This window comes from Pseudomonas sp. B40(2017), from assembly GCF_002112855.1.
Taxonomy (GTDB): domain Bacteria; phylum Pseudomonadota; class Gammaproteobacteria; order Pseudomonadales; family Pseudomonadaceae; genus Aquipseudomonas; species Aquipseudomonas pharyngis.
This window is the reverse complement of record NZ_NEIT01000002.1, coordinates 44,772-68,505: the sequence shown is the minus strand read 5'-3', so window position 1 is coordinate 68,505 and position 23,734 is coordinate 44,772. Positions and strand designations below refer to the sequence as shown.

At 60.3% G+C, this 23,734-nt stretch carries 18 protein-coding genes and 1 tRNA gene; 3 read left to right on the top strand and 16 right to left on the bottom strand.

Translation table 11 applies throughout. The features are described from left to right. Positions 1-7: 7 nt before the first annotated feature. The 12 genes from pqqB to rpsU all read right to left on the bottom strand — a co-directional run bounded on the left by pqqB (position 8) and on the right by rpsU (position 16,752). Complete coding sequence (pqqB, locus tag CAF76_RS03915; protein ID WP_064599867.1) at positions 8-919, bottom strand: pyrroloquinoline quinone biosynthesis protein PqqB; 912 nt, start codon at positions 917-919, stop codon at positions 8-10. A gap of 84 nt (positions 920-1,003) precedes the next feature. Further along, entirely contained in the window at positions 1,004-1,078 is a 75-nt protein-coding gene (gene pqqA / locus CAF76_RS03910) for a pyrroloquinoline quinone precursor peptide PqqA (RefSeq protein ID WP_003444522.1), read from the bottom strand. Between the two features lie 159 nt (positions 1,079-1,237). Then, positions 1,238-3,664 carry a pyrroloquinoline quinone biosynthesis protein PqqF gene (gene pqqF, locus CAF76_RS03905; RefSeq protein ID WP_085646888.1) on the bottom strand — a complete coding sequence of 809 codons (2,427 nt, stop codon included), beginning with the start codon at positions 3,662-3,664 and terminating at the stop codon, positions 1,238-1,240. 38 nt (positions 3,665-3,702) lie between these two features. Then, the gene (locus CAF76_RS03900) at positions 3,703-4,497 is read right to left on the bottom strand and encodes a carbon-nitrogen hydrolase family protein (protein ID WP_085646887.1); all 795 of its coding nucleotides are present in this window, start codon (positions 4,495-4,497) and stop codon (positions 3,703-3,705) included. Between the two features lie 12 nt (positions 4,498-4,509). Beyond that, positions 4,510-6,192 (bottom strand): NAD(P)/FAD-dependent oxidoreductase, encoded by a 1,683-nt coding sequence (locus CAF76_RS03895; protein ID WP_064599862.1) that lies wholly within the window; start codon positions 6,190-6,192, stop codon positions 4,510-4,512. A 146-nt stretch (positions 6,193-6,338) separates the two neighbouring features. Next, the gene (locus CAF76_RS03890; RefSeq protein WP_064599860.1) at positions 6,339-6,800 is read right to left on the bottom strand and encodes an Lrp/AsnC family transcriptional regulator; all 462 of its coding nucleotides are present in this window, start codon (positions 6,798-6,800) and stop codon (positions 6,339-6,341) included. A gap of 107 nt (positions 6,801-6,907) precedes the next feature. Next, positions 6,908-7,996, bottom strand: coding sequence for a pyridoxal phosphate-dependent aminotransferase (locus CAF76_RS03885; protein WP_085646886.1), 1,089 nt, complete (start codon positions 7,994-7,996; stop codon positions 6,908-6,910). A gap of 212 nt (positions 7,997-8,208) precedes the next feature. Then, a tRNA-Ile gene (locus tag CAF76_RS03880) sits at positions 8,209-8,285 on the bottom strand. 15 nt (positions 8,286-8,300) lie between these two features. Next, positions 8,301-12,047 carry a bifunctional diguanylate cyclase/phosphodiesterase gene (locus CAF76_RS03875; protein WP_085646885.1) on the bottom strand — a complete coding sequence of 1,249 codons (3,747 nt, stop codon included), beginning with the start codon at positions 12,045-12,047 and terminating at the stop codon, positions 8,301-8,303. A gap of 126 nt (positions 12,048-12,173) precedes the next feature. Further along, the gene (gene rpoD, locus CAF76_RS03870; protein WP_039768067.1) at positions 12,174-14,021 is read right to left on the bottom strand and encodes an RNA polymerase sigma factor RpoD; all 1,848 of its coding nucleotides are present in this window, start codon (positions 14,019-14,021) and stop codon (positions 12,174-12,176) included. Between the two features lie 67 nt (positions 14,022-14,088). After that, the gene (dnaG, locus tag CAF76_RS03865) at positions 14,089-16,056 is read right to left on the bottom strand and encodes a DNA primase (RefSeq protein WP_085612938.1); all 1,968 of its coding nucleotides are present in this window, start codon (positions 16,054-16,056) and stop codon (positions 14,089-14,091) included. A 480-nt stretch (positions 16,057-16,536) separates the two neighbouring features. Beyond that, positions 16,537-16,752, bottom strand: coding sequence for a 30S ribosomal protein S21 (gene rpsU / locus CAF76_RS03860; protein ID WP_002551877.1), 216 nt, complete (start codon positions 16,750-16,752; stop codon positions 16,537-16,539). Between the two features lie 199 nt (positions 16,753-16,951). On the opposite strand from rpsU, the gene tsaD reads away from it, so the two are divergent. Further along, complete coding sequence (tsaD, locus tag CAF76_RS03855; RefSeq protein ID WP_039768071.1) at positions 16,952-17,977, top strand: tRNA (adenosine(37)-N6)-threonylcarbamoyltransferase complex transferase subunit TsaD; 1,026 nt, start codon at positions 16,952-16,954, stop codon at positions 17,975-17,977. 23 nt (positions 17,978-18,000) lie between these two features. Here tsaD and plsY read toward each other — a convergent pair whose 3' ends face one another. Beyond that, positions 18,001-18,570, bottom strand: coding sequence for a glycerol-3-phosphate 1-O-acyltransferase PlsY (gene plsY / locus CAF76_RS03850; protein ID WP_064599851.1), 570 nt, complete (start codon positions 18,568-18,570; stop codon positions 18,001-18,003). 74 nt (positions 18,571-18,644) lie between these two features. Between plsY and folB the strand changes: the two genes are divergently transcribed. Together folB and folK are read left to right on the top strand one after the other, a co-directional pair. Continuing rightward, entirely contained in the window at positions 18,645-19,001 is a 357-nt protein-coding gene (gene folB / locus CAF76_RS03845; protein ID WP_064599849.1) for a dihydroneopterin aldolase, read from the top strand. Next, positions 18,992-19,510, top strand: a complete 519-nt coding sequence (folK, locus tag CAF76_RS03840; protein WP_085612936.1) for a 2-amino-4-hydroxy-6-hydroxymethyldihydropteridine diphosphokinase — start codon at positions 18,992-18,994, stop codon at positions 19,508-19,510. The genes folB and folK overlap by 10 nt, the downstream gene beginning before the upstream one ends. A 39-nt stretch (positions 19,511-19,549) precedes the next feature. Here folK and CAF76_RS03835 read toward each other — a convergent pair whose 3' ends face one another. The 3 genes from CAF76_RS03835 to CAF76_RS03825 form a co-directional block, all read right to left on the bottom strand. Continuing rightward, a complete protein-coding gene (locus CAF76_RS03835) occupies positions 19,550-20,779 on the bottom strand; it encodes a multifunctional CCA addition/repair protein (protein WP_085612935.1) in 1,230 nt (409 codons plus the stop codon). A 63-nt stretch (positions 20,780-20,842) separates the two neighbouring features. Then, positions 20,843-22,405, bottom strand: coding sequence for a SpoVR family protein (locus tag CAF76_RS03830; RefSeq protein ID WP_064599843.1), 1,563 nt, complete (start codon positions 22,403-22,405; stop codon positions 20,843-20,845). After that, positions 22,402-23,673: a YeaH/YhbH family protein gene (locus CAF76_RS03825; RefSeq protein WP_064599841.1), complete on the bottom strand. Its 1,272-nt coding sequence runs from the start codon at positions 23,671-23,673 to the stop codon at positions 22,402-22,404. Before CAF76_RS03825 ends, CAF76_RS03830 begins: the two co-directional genes overlap by 4 nt. Between the last annotated feature and the right edge of the window lie 61 nt (positions 23,674-23,734).

The following is a 23,734-nucleotide window of genomic DNA, read 5'->3' as shown; positions in this document are numbered from 1 at the left end:
CCATTCGTTACAGGACGATGCTCATGCCGTCATACGCCACTTCAACATTGCGCCGCACCAGCTCCGCGCGCTCCGGCGAGTCCTCATCGAGAATCGGGTTGGTGTTGTTGATGTGGATAAGCACTTTGCGCTGCTCGGGAAGCTGTTCCAGCACTTCGAGCATGCCGCCGGGGCCGTTCTGCGCCAGGTGGCCCATTTCGCGGCCGGTGCGTGTGCCGACGCCACGACGCTGCATTTCATCGTCATCCCACATCGTCCCGTCCACCAGCACGCAGTCGCTGCCGGCCATGATTTCCAGCAACGGCGCATCGACCTTGCCCAGGCCTGGCGCATAGAACAGTTTGCCGCCGGTGCTGAGGTCTTCGACGATCAGGCCGATGTTGTCGCCCGGGTGCGGGTCGAAGCGGTGCGGCGAGTAAGGCGGTGCGGCGCTGCGCAGAGGCAGCGGGGTGAAGCGCAGGTTCGGGCACGCGGCGACGGTGAAGCTCTGGTCGAGTTCGATGCGGTTCCAGTCCAGCCCGCCGTTCCAGTGCTTGAGCATGGTAAACAGCGGGAAACCGGTGCTCAGGTCTTCGTGGACCATGTCCGTGCACCAGACCTGATGCGGGCAGCCTTCGCGCAGGCTGAGCAGGCCGGTGGTGTGGTCGATCTGGCTGTCCATCAGAATGATCGCGCTGATGCCGGTATCACGCAGGGCACGGCCCGGCTGCATCGGGGCGAAGCTCTGAAGCTGCGCGCGGATGTCCGGCGAGGCGTTGCACAGCACCCAGTTCACGCCGTCATCGGAAATGGCGATGGACGATTGGGTGCGGGCCTTGGCATTCAGGCTGCCGTCGCGAAAGCCTGCGCAGTTGACGCAGTTGCAGTTCCACTGCGGAAAACCGCCACCGGCGGCCGAACCCAGAATCTGGACGAACATGAACGCTCCATCATTTCAACGCTGAAAATAAAACGCCCCGGCGAGCCGAGGCGTTGCACTGCAATGTTCTGCTTAAGGCAGGACTCAGCGGCTGGCGAAGTACATGGTGACTTCGAAGCCGATGCGCAGGTCGGTGTAAGCAGGTTTGGTCCAGGCCATCGGGTGACTCCTTTTTCAGGTGGGTGGGATAGCGCTATCCATAGGTATAGTCCACGGCAGCGCAGGGATGTTCCAAATAGTTAGGTGGCTATGTTACTCAAAATTTCAGGGGGTTTGCCCGTGAATCTTTGAGAAAGCTCCTTGCAGCCCCGGTAATGATCAATTTGCCGCTTGCCACGGTGCGCCCGGCGAAGGGCTGTTGGCCAGGACGTGCCAGCCGCCTTCGGCGCGGATTAAACCGTGTGCGGCGGCCAGCAATGCCTCGCGGTCAAGCTGACTTATGGCATTGCTCAGTTGAATCAGGTAATCCGACGAGTGGCCGGCGAGTTTTGCCTGCCACAGAAGTTCGGCAGCCTCCTTGCCGGACAGGATGCCGGCATCCAGGTGTACGGCGAGGATCTGGCGCTGCTCGACGAGGAAGGCATCATCAATGTTTTCGACCAGCGCGGGGATGCCTTCGATGAACTGTTGAACGTGATCGAGCAGTTGCGCGGGAGTGGCGGTCGGCGATTGCACGCCGAACTGCCATCCACCTTGACCGTGTACCTGTCTGAAAGCACTGAACACCGCGTATCCCAGTTGCAATTCACCTCGTAGCCGCTGATAGAACGGCGTGTGGCACAGGTGCGCAAGGAAGCGCCACGCGGCTTCGCTGGGAATGTCCGGTCTGGCGGTCGGGCAGAACAGCAGTAATGCGTGTTCGCTGGAGGCGGTGTCGAACTGATCCCAGCGAAGTTGTGCGTGGAATGCCGGCAGGGTTGGTAATTCATTGGATGGCTTGCCGGGAATGCGGCTCAGGGCCAGTCCCATGGCCGATTGGGTGTGGGCATCGAGACCCAGCGCCAGACCATCCCAACGGGAAGTTGTCCACAGCTGCTTGGCATCATCGGATTGCGCAACCACGGGCAGGCAACGCTCGGGCCATGCCTTGAGCAATTGACGGATCAGCATCGACGGCACTGGCGGCTCACCGCTTGGCGAGTCGGCATCGACCTGCGTCAGATATTTCAGCGCATGTTCCAGCACTACGGGCAGCGTGTCCTGCAGGCCGGTCAATTTCAGCAGCCACTGATTACCCGTAGTGCTGAAGGACAACTCCACCCCGGCCTGACGCGCGTCGTCAGACACCTCCCGCAGGCTGCGTTGCAGTTTCGCTTGCAGCTCGGCCGTGGCCGCCGCTTCCGTCTGCCAGCGCACATACACCGCGCCTTCGTCGCCGTTATCCGGCAGCGCCTGGCTGAATTGCATCGGCGAGCGTTCGCGGCGGCTGCGCGAGCGATCCTGAGCGAATGTGCGCAGGCCTCGGTGGGCGCTGGTCTGGCCGCGGATCAGACCGGCGTTGGCCAGCGGCTCGGCTGCGCGCAGAAACGGGTTGGCAGCGGACAGATGCCAGTGACTGCTGAAGTTATCCACAGTGCCGATTTTGCCGAGAATTACTTTGAGCGCCGTAACGGCCGCGTCGGACAGGCCGCTCTCGAGTTGTTCGCTGTCGAGTCGCGCCCGTTGCAGCGCGCCGCTGACCTGCTGCTGACGCTGAAACTGTGCCGAATATTCCTCCCGCAAAGTTGGCCAGTCCTGCTGGGCTGCGAAGAAGCTCAACCAGTCGAGAAACTGTGCGCGGATGGCGTCGAGTGGACCGGATGGCGTCGTGAATTGAAGGTACAGCAAAGCTTGCTCGGCAAACTGATACAGGACACAGGCCTGCAAACCTTCCGCCAGACCCTGCTGCTGCAAATGGGCGAGCAAGCCACCGGGTTTGGCGCTGTTCAACCAGTGGCAGAGAAACGCCAGCGCTTCGGCTGACGACTCCGGTAACTCCTCCAACGCAAACAGCAGATTGCCGCGATGCTCGCCGGCCTGTTGATAACTCTCCTCAGCGTTGCCCATCAAGCGAACGGGGGCTGCCTGTGCAGTTTTATCCCCAGGCGTCAGCGTGGCGGCAAACTGTTCGGCCAGCGTGCGCAGCTCTTCAACACTCTGCGGCCCGACCAGGCTCAGGGTCATCTGCCCGGTGCGGTAGAACTGCTGGTGGAAGTCTTTCAATGCCTGTTGAAAGTCCGCTTGCTCCACCGGCAGGCTGTCGCGGTTTCCGGCGTGGAAACCGCGCAACGGATGTTCCGCTGACAACCTTTCGAACAGCGCTTCTTTCTGCTGAGCCGCAGCATCCTGCGTCCACGCGACAAACTCCGCCTGCAACACTTCCCGCTCCCGCAACTGATCGTCCGGATTCATACGCGGATGGGCGAGCATGTCTGACAGACGCTCCAGCCCGGCGCTGAACGACGCTGGCGGCAATTCAAAGAAGAAATCGGTGGTGCGCTCGCGGGTGCTGGCATTCACCTGGCCGCCGTGACCTTGCACGTAGGCCATCAGCCCTTGCTGTGCAGGAAATCGCTCGGTGCCGAGAAACAGCAGATGCTCAAGGAAGTGCGCCAGCCCCGGCCATGCCAACGGCACGTCATGACTGCCGGCCGCCACTCGCAACGCAGCGGCGCTGCGTTTCAGGCCGGGCACGTGACGCAGGGTCACGCGCAAGCCGTTGGCCAGGGTTTCGGTGTGGGGGCGGGGGTGAGTCGGCGCAGGCATGGGCACTTCCAGAACAGTGAAGTGCCAATGCTAGCGGATTAGCGCTTGTTGAGCGCGTCGTAAAGTTCGGGACGGCGGTCGTTGAAGTAACGGTTGGCGCTACGGGAGTCGACCATCAACTGGCGATCCAGCTCACCGACGATCAGTGCTTCATCCAATCCTGCCTGGGCGATGCGGCTGCCATCCGGCGCGGCGATGCTGCTTTGCCCGCAATAATGGATGTCGCCCTCGTGGCCGCAGTAGTTGGCGTACGCCACGTAGCACTGGTTTTCGAAAGCCCGGGAGCGCACGGAGACGTCGGCAATGAAATCGAAAGGAATCATGTTCGCTGTCGGCACCAGAATCAGTTCGGCACCTTCAAGGGCCAGGCGCCGGGCGTTTTCCGGGAACTCCAGGTCGTAGCAGATCAGGAACCCGAGCTTCCAGCCGTTGAGCTCGACGATGGGAAACTCGCCATCGCCGGCGCTGAACATCGAACGATCCAGATCGCCGAACAGATGCGTCTTGCGGTAATTGCACAGGCGCTCGCCGTTTGAGTCGATCAACTGCACGGCGTTGTAGATCTGTCCTTCGGCGGTGCGCTCAGGGTAACCGTAAAGAATCGCCAGACCGGCAGCCTTGGCGATCCGTCCTACTTGCTGCGCCCACTCACCGTTGTAGACCTCGGCCAATGTCGCGACCGCCTCCTTGCCGATGTTGTAGCCGGTGAGAAACATCTCCGGCACCACCAGCAGATCGGCGCCTTTGGCCTCCATCGCCAGTTGATGCAGGCGCTGAAGGTTGGCGGCGGGTTCCAGGGGCAGCGGTGGACATTGGTAAAGGGCTACACGCATCGGGGATTCCTCTTACTCGGGCAGGGCGATCGGGCCGATGTCTTTGAACACATCGCCCGGGCCGGGGTTCTCTTTATGTGTGGACCCGCCGAAGTGCTTCATGATTCCCCACACCGCGTTGAGCGACGTTTGCACCGCGCCTTCAACCCAGGCCGGCGTCCACGACACGTCGTCACCGGCGATGAAAATCCCGCGCTGCTCCGGCGGCATGTCGTCCTGCATGAAGTGCGCGTACATGCGCTGGTTGTAGCGATAGTGACCGGGCAGGGCGCCCTTGAACGCGCCGAGGAAGTGCGGGTCGGCTTCCCAGGACACGGTGATCGGATCGCCGATGATCCGCGCGGCGATGTCGACCTTCGGGTAGATCTTCTTCAGCGCATCCAGCGCCAGTTTCACGCGTTTTTCCACCGGGTGCGGGAGCATCTTGAGCGCATCGCTCATCCACGAGTACGACAGGCAGATCACGCCCGGCTTGTCGTCGCCGTTATCGAACAGGTAGGTGCCACGGGTCAGGCGATCGGTGAGGGTCATGCTCATCAGGTCGCGGCCGGTTTCCGGGTCCTTGTCCTTCCAGAACGGGCGGTCGACCATCACGAAGGTCTTCGACGATTGCATGTAGCGAGTGCGGTCCAGTGCCATCCACATCTTTTGCGAGAACAGGCTTTCGTCGCATTCGATCTGGGTGGTCAGCAGCCAGCTCTGGCAGGTGGTCAGTACGGCCGCGTATTCGCGGGTGTCGCCGTTGTTGTCGGTGACTGCGAAACGTCCGTCAGGCGCGTGGGCGATTTTCTTCACCCCGGAGCGCGGGGCGCCGTGGTGCAGCGATTTCAGGCTGGTGCCTTGCGGCCAGTGTACGCAGCGTTCCGGCGCATGACGCCAGATGCCTTGCGGCACTTGTTCCACACCGCCGACCACCAGATGCTGGTGATCGTCGCAGTTGGTCATCACCACACGGAAGATTTCCAGCATCGAGTTGGGGAAGTCCGAGTCCCAGCCGCCGGTACCGAAACCGACCTGACCGAACACTTCACGGTGATGGAACGACAGTTTGGCGAAGGCTTTCGATGTGGCAACGAAATCGTAGAACGTACGGTCGTCCCACAGCGGTACGAGGGTGTTCCACAGTTCCTTGAGGCGTGGCACGTCACGGTCGCGGATCGCCTGCTGGATATCGGCGAACTGTGAGCCGGCCTCCAGAGCATCGGCCCAAGCGTCAGCCACTTCCTGGAACAGCGCAGGAAGATCCTTCAGGCTCTGTGCGTAATGGGTTTTGCCTTCCAGGTCGATCACGGTGCTGCCGGAGGCCGGCGTCAGCGGGTTGGGGAAGGGCTTGGTCTCGAGTCCGAGTTTGTCGACGTAGTGATAGAACGCGGTGGAGGACACCGGGAAGCGCATGCCGCCTAGCTCGGCGACGATGCCGTCGGTACCGTTGAACGCTTGCGAACGCAGACGGCCGCCGAGCTTCGAGGCCTCATACACGACCGGTTTCAAGCCGAGTTTCATCAGCTCATAAGCCGCCACCAGACCGGCGATGCCGGCCCCGACGATGGCCACTTCGGCGCCGTGGTTGTGCTCGGGAATGCTGCCCAGGCCGGCCGGGTGTTCGATCCAGTCGTCGAAGGCGAAAGGAAAGTCCGGGCCGAAAATGGTGACGGGTTTCTTACCGTCTGCAGGATGGCGATTGTTCTTGTTCATGGCTGACCTTGCTGGCGACCCGATGCTGGATGCGCGTCTGAGTATAGGAAAAGATGCCAGCCATTCTAGGGAGCGTAGAACACGTTAATAAGACGCAATGTGTCGTCGTTTTGAGTGTTTGAGCTGCAATGTGACGATGATGATGATCAAACTGGATGCCCGCGATCGATCTTGCTGCTTAGGATGATCGAAGTTGTGGTCTTCTCCACGCCGTCTACGCTGCCGATCTGATCCAGAAGCTGATCGAGCTGCTCCGGTGAATCGGTCCGCAGCCAGGCTACGTAATCAAATTCACCACTCACCGCGCACAATTGCTGCACCTGGGCCATCGCGCTCAACCGGCGCAGCACCTCTTTGCCGGAGCGTGGCTGCACCTTGATCCCGACGTAGGCCTGCAAGCCACCGTCCACCACGCGCTGTCCCAGACGCACACCATACCCGGTGATGACCTTGGCCTTTTCCAGTCGCGCCAATCGTGAAGTCACGGTGGTGCGGGCGATCCCCAATTGCCGCGCCAGCATCGCCACGCTTTCGCGGGCGTTGATTTGCAGGGCAGCGATCAGCTGGCGGTCGATTTCATCGAGCACGGGTGGGCGGATGTCGGACAAGGGGCGTCTCCATGGGCGCGGATCTTTGGCTGCGCATGTTACAGGCTCGGCCGGCGGTAAGCTTGTGGGCGACACTCGCGCGGTTTTCCATAGGGACCGTCTTGATATCAGATGCTGGCGAATGCCTCGCGAAACCGACGCATGTCGTCTTCCGTGCCAACGCTGACCCGAATCCAGGTCGGCCACTCTTTCCATACGCGGCCGACCTTTACCCGACGATCGGCCAATGCCTGCACCACTTCCGTGGCAGGACGTTTCACGTCGACCATGAAGCAGTTGGCCTGCGACACCGTGCAGCGAAAACCACGAGCGGCCAGCCAGGTGATCGTCTCGTCACGCAGCTTCGTGTTGGTGTGCTTGCGTTGTGGCAGCAACTGCGTGTCCTCGAGACTGGCTATGCCGCCCAAAAGCGACGGAGCCGCCGGCACGTTGTAGTTGCCGAACACCTCCAGTTGCTCCAGCAGGACCGGGTTGGCTATCGCGATACCCAGGCGAGCGCCCGCCATGCCATAGATTTTCGAGAAGGTTCGCAGCACCATCAGTTCGGGATGGTCCTTGACCAGCGGGATGCAGGTTGGCGCATTCGAGAAGTCGATATAGGCCTCGTCCACCAACAGAATCGTTCCCTTTGGCTTGTTCGCCAGCGCGAGCAGGATATCTGCGTTGGGCGTCACCGTACCGGTCGGATTATTCGGATTGCAGACGTAGATCAGTCCCGCCTGCGGATCGGCCGCCAGCATGCGTGGAAGATCATGGGCATGATCAGGAGTCAGCGCTATTTCGTGGACCGCGACCTGGCTGCCACGTGCCGCCTCGACAGGGTCTTCGTAAGAGGGCGACGCAACGACCAGACTGCCCCGTCGAGTGAAAGCGTGAACCGCATGCTGCAAGGCCAGTTTGGAGCCGCAGAAAGTCTGAACATACTCCTCCGGTATGCCTTGTTGGCGGGCAAACAGAGCGTTGAGTCGGTACTGGATCTTGTAGGGATAACGCCCGCACAGTGCAATGCCTTCCTGCATCGCCTGTCGGGCGGCGAGCGCCGGTCCCCAGGGGCTCTCGTTGAAATTGATCAATACCTCATCGCCGGGTACCGGTGCCGGTACATCCTGACGTTGCGCCTGTCCCCAGGATGACTGCGCGAGCAGGGGGAGTGCTGCGGCGATTCCCATGAGCGAGCGGCGAGTGACATCAACCATAAAAATTCCTTTTTCGAATCATCAGATGTGCCTCGGCTTTGGGGGCCAGCACAAAAGTGTAACGAAATGGTTAGTTGTCGATTTAAACAGGCACGAGGCAAGCCCTGTTCACGCTTTCGGAAGTCGCATGTTTTGAGGGAGATGGAACGACTGCCCCCGGGCCGGAATGGCAGAAACGAAAAAGCCGCGCGAATGCGCGGCTTTTTCATGTTTGGTGGGCCCACACGGACTTGAACCGTGGACCAAAGGATTATGAGTCCTCTGCTCTAACCAACTGAGCTATAGGCCCTCAGTAGGCCGCGGATTATAGCGACGGTTTCTCGGCTGTGCTATCCGAAAAATCTGATACGGCTATACGAAGAAACGTCGCGGCGAACTCTTCTGGTGGCAGCGGCAGGCTGACGATGTAGCCCTGGATCTGTTCGCAGCCTTCGGCGGCGAGGAACTGTTGTTGGGCCTGGGTTTCCACGCCTTCGGCGATCACGGTGAATTGCATGCTGCGGCCCAGGGCAATGATGGCGCGGACAATCGCCGCGTCGTGCGGGTCATCGGGCAGGCCGCGGACGAACGACTGGTCGATCTTGAGGATGTCCAGCGGCAGGCGTTTGAGGTAACTCAACGAGGAATAACCGGTGCCGAAGTCATCGATGGCCAGTTGCACTCCGAGGTGTTTGAGCTGGTGCAGCACTGCCAGCGCCTCTTCAGCCTGGCTCATGATGAAGTTTTCGGTAATTTCCAGTTGCAGTAATTCCGGTTGCAGGCGGTTGTCCTTGAGCAGTTGCTCGATGCGTCCCAGCAGGTTCGGTTGGCGCAATTGTGCGCCGGCGAGGTTCACCGACAGCGGGCCGAGGGATTCATAGATCTGGCTCCACTCGAACATCTGCCGACAGGCGGTTTCCAGCACCCAGTCGCCGATTTGCAGAATCATGCCGTTCTCTTCTGCCAGCGGAATGAAATGCTCTGGCGGCACTTCGCCGAAGTTCGGATGGCGCCAGCGGATCAGGGCTTCGGCGCCGACCAGATTGTGATCGTCGAGGCTGATTTTCGGCTGGTAATAGAGGTACAACTCCTCGCGCTCGATGGCCCGGCGAAGTTCGTGTTCCAGTGCTACGCGTTCGCTGGCCTGGGCGGTGAGGTCCCGGGTGTAGCTTTCGACCCGGTTGCGGCCCTTGGCCTTGGAGCGGTACATCGCCGCGTCCGCGTTCTTGATCAGGGTCGCAACATCGCAGCCGTCGCGCGGGTAAAGGCTGGTGCCGATGCTGGCGCTGATGAAGAACTCATGCTCGCCGGCCTGGAACGGCGCGCCGAAGCAATTCAGCAGTTTGGTGGCGATGTTGTCGGCATCGCCGGGTTGTTGCAGGCCGGGCAACAGAATGATGAATTCGTCGCCCCCCAGCCGCGCGACGGTGTCGATGTCTCGCAGTTGCTCCTTGAGTCGCACGGCGATGCCCTTGAGCAGCAGATCGCCGACCGGGTGGCCGAGGCTGTCGTTGATGTGTTTGAAACGGTCGAGATCGAGGAACAACACCGCGCCCTGGCCGCCGTTTTCCTGCTGGCTGTTGAGTGCCGTCAACAGACGGCTTTCGAACAGCGTACGGTTTGGCAGCCCTGTGAGCGGGTCGTGATGGGCCTGGTAGTCGAGTTTGGCCTGGGCGTGCTTGAGGCTGGAGATATCGGCAAACACCGCAACGAAGTGGGTGATGAACTTGTCGCGGTTGCGCACGGCGCTGATGGTCAGCCAGCTCGGATACAGCTCACCATTTTTACGCCGGTTGGAGATCTCGCCCTGCCAGTGACCTTCGTCGGTCAATTGATGCCACATCGCCGCGTAAAACGCGCTGTCGTGCAGGCCGGAGGCCAGCAGGCGCGGAGTGTGACCCAGTGCTTCGCTTTCGCTGTAGCCGGTGATTTCGGTGAAGGCGCGGTTCACGGCACTGATATGTTGCTGGGTGTCGGTGATCAACACACCTTCGGCGGTACTTTCGAACACGGTCGCGGCCTGCTGCAGTTTTTCCTGCATGAGGTGGCGTTCGGTGATGTCCCGGGCGATGGTCAGCATGCAGTCTTCGTCGCCGATCGGCAGCGGACGGCTGGAGACTTCGCAGAGGCGGATCTGCCCGTCGCTGCGGCGGATATGGCAGCTGAAGTCGCGAACGAACCCGTCGCGGTGCAGTAGATCGAGCATTTGCTTGCGCTCGTTGAGGTTGACCCAGATGCCCAGGTCCAGCGCCGAGCGATCCACCGACATGGCGCTGTTGAAACCGGTGATGCGACTGAAACCTTCGTTGACCTCCAGCAGCAGGCCATCGCTCTGGCGCGACAGCAGCAGACCGTCCGGCGAGGCGTGGAAGGCCTTGGCGAACTTTTCTTCGGAGGTTTGCAGTTGCTGCTGGGTTTCCTTGAGCTGGGTGATGTCGCGCACCACCACGACCAGTGCCGGTGTGGTGTCGAGCTCGAAGGGTTCAGCGGAAATCAGCCCGGTGAACACCTGGCCATTGTTGCGGCGAAAGGGCATCTCCAGGTTGCGAATGCTGCCGGCCTGCAGCCGCTGAAGCAGGCCGGGACCAACACCGGGAATGCCCCAGATGTTGAGTTCGGTGGCGGTCTGGCCGATGACTTCTTCGGCCTTGAGCCCGATCTGCTCCTCAAAGGCTTCGTTGACCTCCAGCAGGCAGCCGTCGGAGAGCCGTGCAATGACCAGGATGTCCGGGCATTGCTGGAAGACCGACGCGAACTTCTGTTCCGACAGGCGCAACGCCTCTTCAGTGCGTTTGGTTTCGCTGATGTCGATCATCAGGCCGCGCATCACCGGTTCGTGGCCATGTTCGATCAGGCTGACGATGTCGCGTACCCACAGGCAGCGGCCGTCAGCGGTGATCACCCGGTAATCGAGGCTGTGGTCCCGTCCAGCCAATACTTCGTGATCGCAGAAGCTCTGGGCGCGGGTCAGATCCGCCGGGTGAATGATGTTGCGCCAGAAGCCCGGAATCAGCCAGTGAGACAGCGGATAACCGAGCAGATCTTCGGCGTGGGGCGAAACATAGCTGTAGGTGAAGTCACTGATCCGCGCTTCCCAGGCGATGGCCGAAAGACTCTCCACCAGTCCGCGATAGTGGTATTCGCTACTGCGCAGTTCCTGTTCGAGGTCGATACGCCGGGCGATTTCCGAACTGAGGCGGCGGTTGATGCGGATCACCACCGCCAGCACGATGACCAGAAGCGAGAGCCCCGGTACACCGTAAACCAGCAGATCGGACCAGAATGTCCGGTGATCGAGGACGTTGCCCACCCAATGTTCCTGAATGCTGCTGATTTCCTCCGGGGACATATCGGCAAGCACCTTGTCCAGAATCCCCACCAGCATTTTGTTGTCCCGAGGGACGCCCATCGCCAGTTGGTAGCGATAAGGGGTTTCGCCGCTGACATACAAACCATCCAGTTTGAGCTGGCGCAGGCTCCAGACGCTGGAGGCCAGGTCGCCGACCACGGCGTCCACTTCATCGGTGGCCAGGGCCTGCAGCGCAGAGCTGACATTGGGCATCGCCACCAGGTTCAGGTCGGGATGATGGGTGCGCAGCAGTTCGTGGGGCGCGTAGTTTTCCACTACGGCGATTTTCAAGCCGTAAAGCTCCTCGAGCTTGCGCGGTTGCGGGCCGCCGACGTGGGCGAGGATGACGATCGGAAAGTCAAGATAAGGGCGGGTGAACGACAGGTAGCTCTGGCGTTCCGGGGTGGACATGATGCCCGGCAACAGGTCGATCTTGCTGTTTTTCGCTTGTTCGAGCACTACGGTCCAGCTCACCGGCTCAATGGGCGTGAGTTTGATCGCCAGGCGTTGGCGAATCACATCGATATAGTCCGCCGCCAGGCCCTGATAGCGATTCTGGTCGTCGCGGAACTCGAAGGGCGGCCACGATGCATCGACACCCAGGCGCAGGTCCGGGTGAGCCGCCAGCCAGCTACGTTCTTCATCGTTCAGAGTCAGCGCGTCAGCCGTTGCGGTCCAGATCATCAGTGGCAGCAAAAAAAGCACGGACGCCAGTCTGGGCATAACGGTCTCGTTATGGCTCGGGGGGAATGTTTCGAGTGTAGACGGGCTGTGCGCGGGGGAGGGCGGAGCTGAGTATTTAATCTGCCATATAAACAAAACCCCCGGCCTGGGCCGGGGGTTCTGGTATCACTCGTCGAGGAAGGAGCGCAGATGCTCGCTTCGCGTCGGGTGGCGAAGCTTGCGCAGCGCCTTGGCTTCGATCTGACGGATCCGCTCGCGGGTCACGTCAAACTGTTTGCCGACTTCTTCGAGCGTATGGTCGGTGTTCATGTCGATACCGAAACGCATGCGCAGTACCTTGGCTTCACGGGCAGTAAGGCCGGACAGCACTTCGCGGGTCGCTTCTTTCAGGCTCTCAACAGTGGCGACATCGATTGGCGACTGCATGGTCGAGTCTTCGATGAAGTCACCCAGATGGGAGTCTTCGTCATCACCGATCGGGGTTTCCATGGAGATCGGCTCTTTGGCGATCTTCAATACCTTGCGGATCTTGTCCTCAGGCATTTCCATGCGTTCACCCAGCTCTTCCGGGGTCGGTTCGCGACCCATTTCCTGCAGCATCTGGCGGGAAATGCGGTTGAGCTTGTTGATCGTCTCGATCATGTGCACCGGAATACGGATGGTGCGGGCCTGGTCGGCGATCGAGCGAGTGATCGCCTGACGGATCCACCAGGTGGCATAAGTCGAGAACTTGTAACCACGACGGTATTCGAACTTGTCCACCGCTTTCATCAGACCGATGTTGCCTTCCTGGATCAGATCGAGGAATTGCAGGCCACGGTTGGTGTACTTCTTGGCGATGGAGATCACCAGACGCAAGTTTGCTTCAACCATTTCTTTCTTCGCGCGGCGGGCTTTTGCCTCACCGATCGACATGCGACGGTTGATGTCCTTGATCTCGGCGATGGTCAAACCGGTCTCGGTTTCCAGCGCGGTCAGCTTTTGCTGGCAACGGATGATGTCCGGTTGCACGCGAGCAATGGCTTCGGCGTACTTGCTCTTGCCTTTGGCCAGGGCGTCGGACCAGCTTTCGTCGACTTCGTTGCCCGGGAACTGGCGCAGGAAGTCGGCGCGAGGCATACGTGCATCACGTACGCAGAGTTGCATGATCGCGCGCTCTTGCTGACGCAGGCGATCCAGGGCACTGCGAACGCGCTCGACCAGGGCTTCGAATTGCTTCGGCACCAGTTTGATCGGCATGAACAGCTCGGCCAGGGCCAACAGTTCGGCAATTGCCGCCTTGTTGTGACGACCGTGCTTTTTCAGGGCCTTGCGGGTGATTTCCATCTGGTCGGCGACAGCACCGAAGCGCTGTGCGGCAATGACCGGATCCGGACCGCTTTCGGCTTCTTCTTCGTCATCGGAAGCTTCGGCGTCGTCATCGTCGTCGGATTCTTCGGCTTTCGCCGCTTTCGCGTCGATCGGCGGCGGCACTTCGGCGGCAGGCGGCGCAATGCCGTCGTCCGGGTCGATGTAACCGCTCAGAACGTCGGACAGGCGACCGCCCTCGGTAGTGACGCGAGTGTACTCGGAGAGAATATGGTCAACCGTGCCAGGGAAGTGCGCGATGGCGCTCATCACTTCACGGATGCCTTCTTCGATGCGTTTGGCGATTTCGATTTCGCCTTCACGAGTCAGAAGCTCGACCGTACCCATTTCACGCATGTACATGCGCACCGGGTCAGTGGTACGACCGATATCGGTCTCCACCGCCGCCAACGCAGCGGCTGCTTCTTCCGCAGCGGCCTCGTCGGTATCGGCGTCGGCCAGCATAAGGGCGTCCGCATCCGGAGCACTCTCGTGTACGGGGATCCCCATGTCGTTAATCATGCGGATGATGTCTTCCACCTGCTCCGGATCTGAAATATCCTCGGGCAGGTGGTCGTTGACCTCGGCGTAAGTCAGATACTTCTGCTCACGACCCAGTTTGATCAACTCAATAATACGAGACTGCTGTTGCGCTTTTCCGGACATAACACCCTATCCACTGAAGGTCTTGGCGGGCAAAAAACAAGCCGAGGATTATACCTGAGCTATGACCTCACGCGCCAGTTGAGGTCGGGTTTGATGCGGAAACATTGCGACTTAAAAGGTCGCGCAGTTGATTTTTCTCTTCGGCGCTCAGTTCGCTTTGACGCGCTTTCCTGAGCAGTTGTTCCAGATTTCGCTCGCGTTGGCGGGCTGACAAGCTAGTAATGGTGTCGAAAAACTGTTGTTCAAGGTTGTCTCCGTCAATCAGCCATTCCTTTTCCGCCAGCGCCTTTAGCAAGCGGCCCTGTTCGGTTCCGTGCCATCGCGCGATCAACTGAAATGAGTTTAGCTTGGGATTCTTCTGTACGGCTTCGAGCAGTGCCACCAGCAGTTGTGCGTTGGTCTGGGTCTCGTCCGCGAAGTGCCCGGCGTCCTCGACTTTCTCCGCCAGTTGCGGGTGATGCAGCAAGGTTCTCAGGGCGGCCAGGGTCGGTGGTTCGACGGCGGCCGGCACGCGTGGGGCACGAGGCTGGTCGCGATCGCCGCCACGCTTGCCATTCTTGTCCCACGGTTTCTTGTCCCATTTCTTGCCGCCGGCACCGGGTTTCTTCGGCGTCCACTCCTGCTGCGGCACATACATGTCCTGTGCCTGCGGCTGATGGTAGTCGCTGTAGTCCGGCATGGCGTCATAGTCGATGCCCGGGTCGTAGGCCGGCGGTGCTTCCTGCGGCGCGCTCTGGGCCAGTTGGCTGACGCTTTCACTGCTCAGGCCGGTGATCTCGCTCAGGCGCTGACGCATCAGGATGCGCAGGTTGGCGCCAGGGACCTTGTCGATCAGCGGTGCTGCGAGCGTGGCCATGTGGGCCTTGCCCTCCAGCGAGCGCGGGTCGGCTTCTTCGGTCAGTTGCTGGAAGAAGTAGTCCGCCAGCGGCTGTGCGTGCTGATTGATCCGGGCGCGGAAGGCGTCAGTGCCCTCGGCGCGAATCAACGTATCCGGGTCTTCGCCTTCAGGCAGAAACAGAAAGCGTGCACGGCGCCCGTCCTGCAGGCAGGGCAGTGTGGCTTCCAGTGCGCGCCAGGCGGCATTGCGGCCAGCCTGGTCGCCGTCAAAGCAAAACAGTACGTTCGGCACGACGCGAAACAGGCGCTTGAGGTGTTCTTCGCTGGTGGCGGTGCCCAATGTCGCGACGGCATTGCGCAGGCCTTGCTGGGCAAGGGCGATGACGTCCATATAGCCCTCGACGACGATGATTTCGTCGAGGTTGCGATTGTTCTTGCGTGCTTCGTAGAGGCCGTAGAGTTCCTGGCCTTTATGGAACACGGGGGTTTCCGGCGAGTTCAGGTATTTCGGCTTGTCGTCACCGAGCACTCGTCCACCGAAAGCGATGATCCGTCCACGGGTGTCGCGGATCGGGAACATCACGCGATCGCGAAAGCGGTCGTAGCGTTTGCCGGTTTCGGCGTTTTCGATCAGCAGGCCGGCGTCGATCATGGCTTTCTGCTGCAAGGTGTCGCTGCTCAAGTGTTTGAACAGGTTGTCCCAACCCGGTGGGGCGAATCCGAGGCCGAAGTCCCGGGCGATTTCGCCGGTCAGGCCGCGCCCCTTGAGGTAATCCACTGCCGCCTTGCGTGCCGGATGGCTCTTGAGCGCCTGTCGATAAAAGTCGGCGGCGGCGGTGAGCAGTGGATAAAGTGGCGAGTCGGTCGGCTGGCGCGGTTTGTTCGTGCGACCGCCTTCTTCCCGTGGGACTTCCATGCCGGCGGCTTTGGCGAGGTCTTCGACGGCCTGGGGGAAGTCCAGGTTATCGTGATCCATCAGAAAACCGAGGGCGTTGCCGCCGGCGCCGCAGCCGAAACAGTAATAGAACTGTTTGTCGGGGCTGACGCTGAACGACGGGGTTTTCTCTTTATGGAACGGGCAGCAGGCGGTGTAGTTTTTGCCGGCCTTCTTCAATTGCACGCGCGAGCTGACCACGTCGACGATGTCGGTGCGGTTCAGAAGGTCGTCAATGAAGCTCTGGGGAATCAGCCCGGCCATGGCGTTCTCGTCTGCGCTGTAATGGATCCGATGCGAAAGGCGGCCAGACGCGGGTCAATGAGTGATGCGCGCACGTGGGGCGGCTCGACCGGTGTCGTTTGCGTAATCGCTGTCGGGAAGTGTATCTGCCGAAAATCCACTGACGTTAGTAATCATCAGTCTTCGACTATTCGAAAATGTTGCGCTGAATCCGCTGACGGCTGGTAATCGGCCTCGGATAGCTCATGAAGCGGGCACGCAAGCAGGTGCCTTGGGCTGATCGTCGAAAGAGGAATCAGTGGGTGTGCTCGTCAGTAGCCTTGAAAGGCTCGTCAGAAAAGACGTGCACCGCTGGCAAAAGAGCCAGGCCTGACGCGGTGAAGCGGGTTTGTCTCGGTCGCATCTGCGGCTTCGACGGTGAAGCATCAAGCGTTTTACGCAAATGCCATTAGCCCGGCTGAGGGCCGGGCTTGGCAGAAGCTTGCTACGATCGTCTGTGTATTAGTACAGACGAACGGCGCGGCGCTGTTCGCGCTGAACTTTCTTGGCGTGACGCTTAACAGCAGCAGCTGCCTTGCGCTTACGCTCAGAAGTTGGCTTCTCGTAAAATTCGCGGCTACGAACTTCAGCCAGTACACCGGCTTTTTCGCAGGAGCGCTTGAAACGACGCAGAGCTACGTCGAAGGGTTCGTTCTCTTTAACTTTGACGGCTGGCATCCAGAGCTACCTTCATTCATTACCGGGGTCAACATCCTCGCGGCAAAAGAGCACTTGAAGACGTCGGTTTTTAAGGGTTGCGGATGTTAACCCCTCATCGCTCGGAATGCAAAGCCTCTGATCGAAAACCGCTGGTCGGGGCATCACGCGGCGACTATTATGCGCGCCTTCGAATTCAGCCTAAACAAGGCGCAAACCCATGCTAGTACTGGGATTAGAAACTTCCTGCGACGAAACCGGCGTCGCTTTGTACGACAGTGAGCGCGGTCTGCTAGCCGACGCGCTGTTCAGCCAGATCGACCTGCACCGCGTCTATGGCGGCGTGGTGCCGGAGCTCGCCTCGCGCGATCACGTCAAGCGCATGCTGCCCCTGATTCGTCAGGTGCTGGCCGAGGCTGACTGCGTACCGACCGAGATCGACGCCATCGCCTACACCGCGGGTCCCGGCCTGGTCGGGGCGCTGCTGGTGGGGGCTTCCTGCGCCCAGGCGCTGGCGTTTGCCTGGGGCATTCCGGCGCTCGGCGTGCACCATATGGAAGGCCACCTGCTGGCGCCGATGCTGGAGCCAAAACCGCCGGAGTTCCCGTTCGTCGCTTTGTTGGTGTCCGGTGGTCATACGCAGCTGGTTCAGGTCGATGGCATCGGCCAATACAGCCTTCTCGGCGAGACGCTGGACGATGCGGCGGGCGAAGCTTTCGACAAGACTGCCAAAATGATGGGTCTCAATTATCCGGGCGGACCGGAAATCGCCAAGCTCGCAGAGAAGGGCGTCGCAGGACGTTTCACCTTCCCGCGTCCGATGTGTGATCGCCCGGGCCTGGATTTCAGCTTCAGCGGCCTGAAGACCTTCGCTCTCAACACCTGGCAGCAATGCGTCAGCGCCGGGGACGACAGCGAGCAAGCCCGTTGCGACATCGCGCTGGCGTTCCAGCAGGCCGTGGTGGAGACTTTGACCATCAAGTGCAAACGGGCCTTGAAGCAGGCCGGCATGAAGCGTCTGGTGATCGCCGGCGGCGTCAGTGCCAACAAGGCCCTGCGTGTGTCGCTGGAGAAAATGCTCGGCGACATGAAGGGCGATGTGTTTTATGCCCGTCCCGAGTTTTGCACCGATAACGGCGCGATGATCGCGTTTGCCGGCTGCCAGCGTTTGCAGGCCGGTCAGCAGGAAAGCCTGGCGATCAGCGTGCAGGCGCGCTGGCCAATGGAGCAACTGTCGGCGCTGTAATGAGCGGCGCTCACGTGCGGTATTTAAAAATGCCGTTCGCGCCCGGCGAACAGGTCGCGTAGATTGCCCCGGTGGCGCCAGACGATCAGCAGTGTCAGCGTGCTCATCGGCAACAACGCTGCCGGTTCCTGCCACGCCAGCAGTGGCAGAGTCAGGGGTGTGGCGATCAGCGCCGCCAGCGAACTGGTGCGGGTCAGATAGAACGTCAGCAGCCAGGCGCACACGGCCAACAGCGCGGCGGGTGGATAAAGGCCCAGCAACATGCCGGCCGCTGTAGCGACGCCCTTGCCGCCGCGAAAACGGAAGTACAACGGGAACAGGTGACCGATCACGGCGCAGACGCCGATCCACGCCTGATCCTGCAGCGAAAGGCCTACAGCCGAAGCGATCAGCACCGGCAGCAGGCCTTTGCACAGATCACCCAGCAGGGTCAGGATCGCGAGTTTGCGTCCGGCCAGGCGCAGCATGTTGGTGGCGCCGGCATTACCCGAGCCACTCATTCGCGGATCCGGATTTCCGGTCAGGCGGCTGAGCAAAATGGCGAAGGACAGAGAGCCGAGCAGGTAGGCGAGGATCGCCAGTAACCAAAACATGCTAACTATTCCGGGCGAGGAAGCCCTGATTCTAACGGCGCATTGCGCCCTTGTCGTGCAGCGGAGAGAAGTGCTTGGACAGAGTGTTTATCGAGGGCCTGGAAGTCGACACCGTGATCGGTGCCTACGACTGGGAGCGCGGCATCCGACAGTGCCTGCGTCTTGATCTGAGCTTCGCCTGGGATAATCGGCCGGCCGCCGCCGGTGACGACCTGACCCTGGCGCTCGATTACGCCAGTGTGTCCACGCGGATCCAGGCCTTTGCCGAGCAATCCCAGTATCAACTGGTCGAGACTTTCGCCGAACGTCTGGTTGAAGTGCTGATGAGTGAATTCAAGATCACCTGGGTGCGCCTGAAGCTGACCAAGCCAGGTGCCGTACCGGCCGCCAAGGGTGGCGTGGGTGTGGAGATCGAGCGCGGATGTCGCTGACCCAGGTCTATCTCGGGCTCGGTAGCAATATCGAGCGCGAAACCCATTTGCAGGCCGGTCTGGATGCCTTGTCCACGTTTCTGGTGGATATCCGCTGTTCGCCTGTGTTCGAAAGCCAGCCGGTGGGGATCAAGAGCGGGCCGTTCTTCAACTTCGTGGTGTCGGCTTTTACGGATCTGCCGTTGATCGAACTGGATCGCCGCTTGAAATTCATTGAAGCGGACAATGGCCGTTATGCGCCGGATCGCAAGGGCTTGCCGCTGGATATCGACGTGCTGCTGTACGGCGATCTGGCGGGCAACTTCGATGGACTGGTCCTGCCTCGGGCGGAAATCCTGAAAAATGCCTTTGTGCTGTGGCCGCTGTCTTTGATTGCGCCGGATCGGGTGCATCCTGGTGTGGGAAAAAGCTTTGCGACATTGTGGGCCGAGGCGCAGATCGATCAGGTGCTGGCACCGGTCGGATTTGAGTGGCGCGGTACTCAGCTCACGCCTTCGGGCATGCGTTGAACTGCCTGATCCGTCCTCGCAAGGGCGGATCACCTGATTTCAGAACGCGGCCGACTCCTTGTAAGCCTTTAGCGCCTTTAGCCGTTCGCGCTTGAGTGCCTCGCCCAGTTCCGGGCCCTTGAATCCCTTCTCCAGCAACGGCTGTACCGCCACGCTGCGCGCCACATTGGCCGCACCGCGCAGATAATCGGCCTGTGGATAACTGCGCTGCTCAAGCCCTTTGCGGCCTCGGGCGTCCATCTCGCACGCGGCGATAAATTCTTCGAAACGCTGTGGTCGACGGTAAATGTCAAAGCTTTGCAGCAACTCAAGCAAAGTCGACGCTTTCAACTCCAGGGCGCGATGCCCGTGGGTGTGATATTGGCCGACCAGCAAGGCCAACTCCTGACAGTCCTTCGGTGCCTTGAAGCGTTCGTTGACCGCTTTGATCAATGTCAGGCCTTTATGCTCATGGGCGATATGTCGTGGCCATTCCGCCTCTGGCGTCAGGCCTTTGCCGAGGTCGTGCAGCAGGCAGGCCCAGCGCACGGTCAGCGGTTGCTTGTGCAGGGCCGATTGCTCGAGCACGCTCAGGGTGTGAATGCCGCTGTCGATCTCCGGGTGATGGGCTTCCGGCTGTGGTACGCCGAACAAGGCGTCGACTTCTGGCATCAGCACCTTCAAGGCGCCGCAATCGCGCAGTACCTGAATGAATACCTGGGGCTGATCTTCCATCAGTGCGCGGGAAATCTCTTTCCAGCTGCGTTCGGCGGTAAGGGCTTCCAGTTCGCCCGATTCGCTGAGCTGACGCATCAGCTCCAGGGTCTCGGGCGCCACCTTGAAACCGAGCTCCGCGTAGCGGGCAGCAAAGCGCGCAACACGCAGAACCCTGAGTGGATCTTCGGCAAACGCCGGGGAAACGTGACGCAGAATCCGTTCTTCGAGATCGCGCTGGCCATGATAGGGATCCGTCAGGTTTTGCTGATCGTCTTCGGCCATGGCGTTGATTGTCAGGTCACGGCGGATCAGGTCTTCTTCAAGCGTGACCTCCGGGCTGGCGTGAAAGGTGAAGCCACCATAACCGCGACCGCTCTTGCGCTCGGTGCGGGCAAGGGCGTACTCCTCGCCGCTTTTGGGGTGAAGAAACACTGGGAAATCCGCGCCGACCGGGCGAAATCCCTTGGCAAGCATTTCTTCCGTGGTCGCGCCGACCACCACCCAATCGATATCGGTGACCGGTTTGCCCAGCAGGCGATCACGTACCGCACCGCCGACCTTGTAAATCTGCATAAAAAACCTCCGTTGGCCCGACAGGATAACCCTTGCGCCGGACTTTCGGAGGCCTGAACGGGATCAAAGATGAATGACGGCCAGGTCGAGTCGACCGTAGTCCCCCTCGCTGTGCTCGCTGCGGGGCGGAACATGATGGGTCTTCATGATCTGGTCGCCCTGCAGGGTCTCCAGGTGAATGTCGAAGCCCCACAGTCGGTGCAGATGTTTGAGGACCTCTTCGGTGGAATCGCCCAGCGGTTTGCGGTCGTGTTGTTGGTGGCGCAGGGTCAGCGAGCGGTCGCCGCGGCGATCGATGCTGTAGATCTGCACGTTCGGCTCGCGGTTACCCAGGTTGTATTGCGCGGCGAGCGTTTCGCGAATGATCCGGTAACCACCCTCGTCATGGATCGCCGGTACCAGCAGATCGTCCTTCTGGTCGTCATCGAGGATGCTGAACAGCTTCAGGTCGCGGATCACCTTCGGGGACAGGTACTGCAGGATGAAACTCTCATCCTTGAAGCTGCTCATGGCGAACTTGATGGTCGATAACCAATCGCTGCCGGCGATGTCCGGGAACCAGCGACGGTCTTCTTCCGTAGGTTCTTCGCACATGCGCCGGATGTCTCGATACATCGCAAAGCCCAGGGCATAGGGGTTGATGCCGTTGTAATACGGGCTGTCGAACCCCGGCTGGAACACCACGCTGGTGTGGGACGTCAGGAACTCCATCATGAAGCCGTCGGTCACCAGGCCTTCGTCGTACAGGTCGTTCATCAGCGTGTAGTGCCAGAACGTCGCCCAGCCTTCGTTCATCACCTGGGTCTGGCGCTGTGGATAGAAATACTGGGCGATCTTGCGCACGATCCGCACGATCTCGCGCTGCCAGGGTTCCAGCAGCGGGGCGTGTTTCTCGATGAAATACAGAATGTTTTCCTGCGGTTCGGCCGGGAAGCGTGCGTTGTCCTTGTCGCTGTATTTGTCCGCGCCTTTGGGGATGGTGCGCCACAGGTCGTTGATCTGTTTCTGCAAGTGCTCCTCGCGATCCTTCTGCCGGCGCCGCTCTTCCTCGGCGGAAATCGGATACGGACGCTTGTAGCGGTCGACGCCGTAGTTCATCAGGGCATGGCAGGAGTCGAGCAGATCCTCCACGGCATCGATGCCGTGGCGCTCTTCGCACTGCATGATGTACTGCTTGGCGAACACCAGGTAATCGATGATCGAACTGGCGTCGGTCCAGGTGCGGAACAGATAGTTGCCCTTGAAGAAGCTGTTGTGGCCGTAGCAGGCATGCGCAACCACCAGCGCCTGCATGCAGATGGTGTTTTCTTCCATCAGGTACGCGATGCACGGGTCCGAGTTGATCACGATCTCGTACGCCAGCCCCATCTGCCCGCGACTGTAGGATTTTTCGGTACTGAGAAAGTGCTTGCCGTAGGACCAATGGTGATAGCCCAGCGGCATGCCGACCGACGCATAGGCGTCCATCATCTGTTCGGCGGTGATCACTTCGATCTGGTTGGGATAGGTATCCAGGGCATAGCGGGCCGCGATACGGGCGATTTCACGGTCGTACGTCTGGATCAGCTCGAATGTCCATTCCGAGCCGGTGGAAATGGGTTGGCGCTTCTGCTCTTTGGCGGTCATGTCACTAACCTGCGCTGGAAGAGTTCACGGAAGACCGGATAGATATCCCCGGCCGAGACCAGTTGTTGCTGGGCAAAAGTGTCGGAAAAGGCTTCGGCGATGCGCTCGTACTCGTACCACAAGGCCTGATGTTCGCGCGGGGTGATCTCCACGTAAGTGTAGTACTGCACGAATGGCATGATCTGGTTGATCAGGATGTCGCGGCAGATCGGCGAGTCGTCGTTCCAGTTGTCGCCGTCGGAAGCCTGGGCGGCGTAAATGTTCCACTCGTTGCTCGGGTAGCGCTCGGCCATGATCTCCTGCATCAGCTTGAGTGCACTGGAAACGATGGTGCCGCCGGTCTCGCGGGAATAGAAAAACTCTTCTTCGTCCACTTCCCGGGCGCTGGTGTGGTGGCGGATGAACACCACGTCGATCTTGTCGTAGTTCCGCTTGAGGAACAGGTACAACAGGATGAAGAAGCGCTTGGCGATGTCCTTGGTCGCCTGGGTCATGGAGCCGGAAACGTCCATCAGGCAGAACATCACGGCTTTGGAGCTGGGATTGGGTTGCTTGACCAGCAGGTTGTATTTCAAATCGAAGGTATCGAGAAACGGCACGCGATGGATACGCGCACTGAGTCGCTCGATTTCTGCTTCAAGATCCTGGATATCGCCGAAGTTGTCCGGCTCTTCCCGTTTCAGCCGAGCCAACTCCTCTTTGGCTTCCCGCAATTTGGCGCGGCTGCTGCCCGACAACGCAATGCGCCGTGCATGAGCCGAACGCAGGGTACGGATGATGTTGATCCGCGACGGGTTGCCCTCGTTGCTGATCCCCGCACGTACCGTCTTGAAGGTATCGGTGCCGGTCAGGTTGCGCTTGACGAGGTTGGGCAGTTCGAGGTCCTCGAACATGAATTCGAGGAATTCTTCCTGGGTGATCTGGAAGACGAACTCGTCCATGCCTTCGCCGGAGTTGCCGGCCTTGCCTGGCCCACGGCCACCTCCGCCTCCCGGCGGACGGGCAATATGTTCGCCGGCGGTGAATTCCTTGTTGCCGGGATGGACCACGGTCTGCTTGCCGCCGCGACCATGGTGAAGCACCGGCTCGTCGATATCGCGACCGGGAATGCTGATCTGCTCACCGTGTTCCATATCGGTAATGGAACGCCGGCTGACCGCCTCTTCGACAGCCTTCTTGATGTGGTCACGGTAACGCCGCAGGAAGCGCTGACGGTTCACCGTGCTCTTGTTCTTGCCATTGAGACGTCGGTCGATCACATAGCTCATAGGAGGCCCTCCGGGCAGCTTCAAGTAGTGAGCTGCGAGCCGCAAGTGCAGGCATATGCCC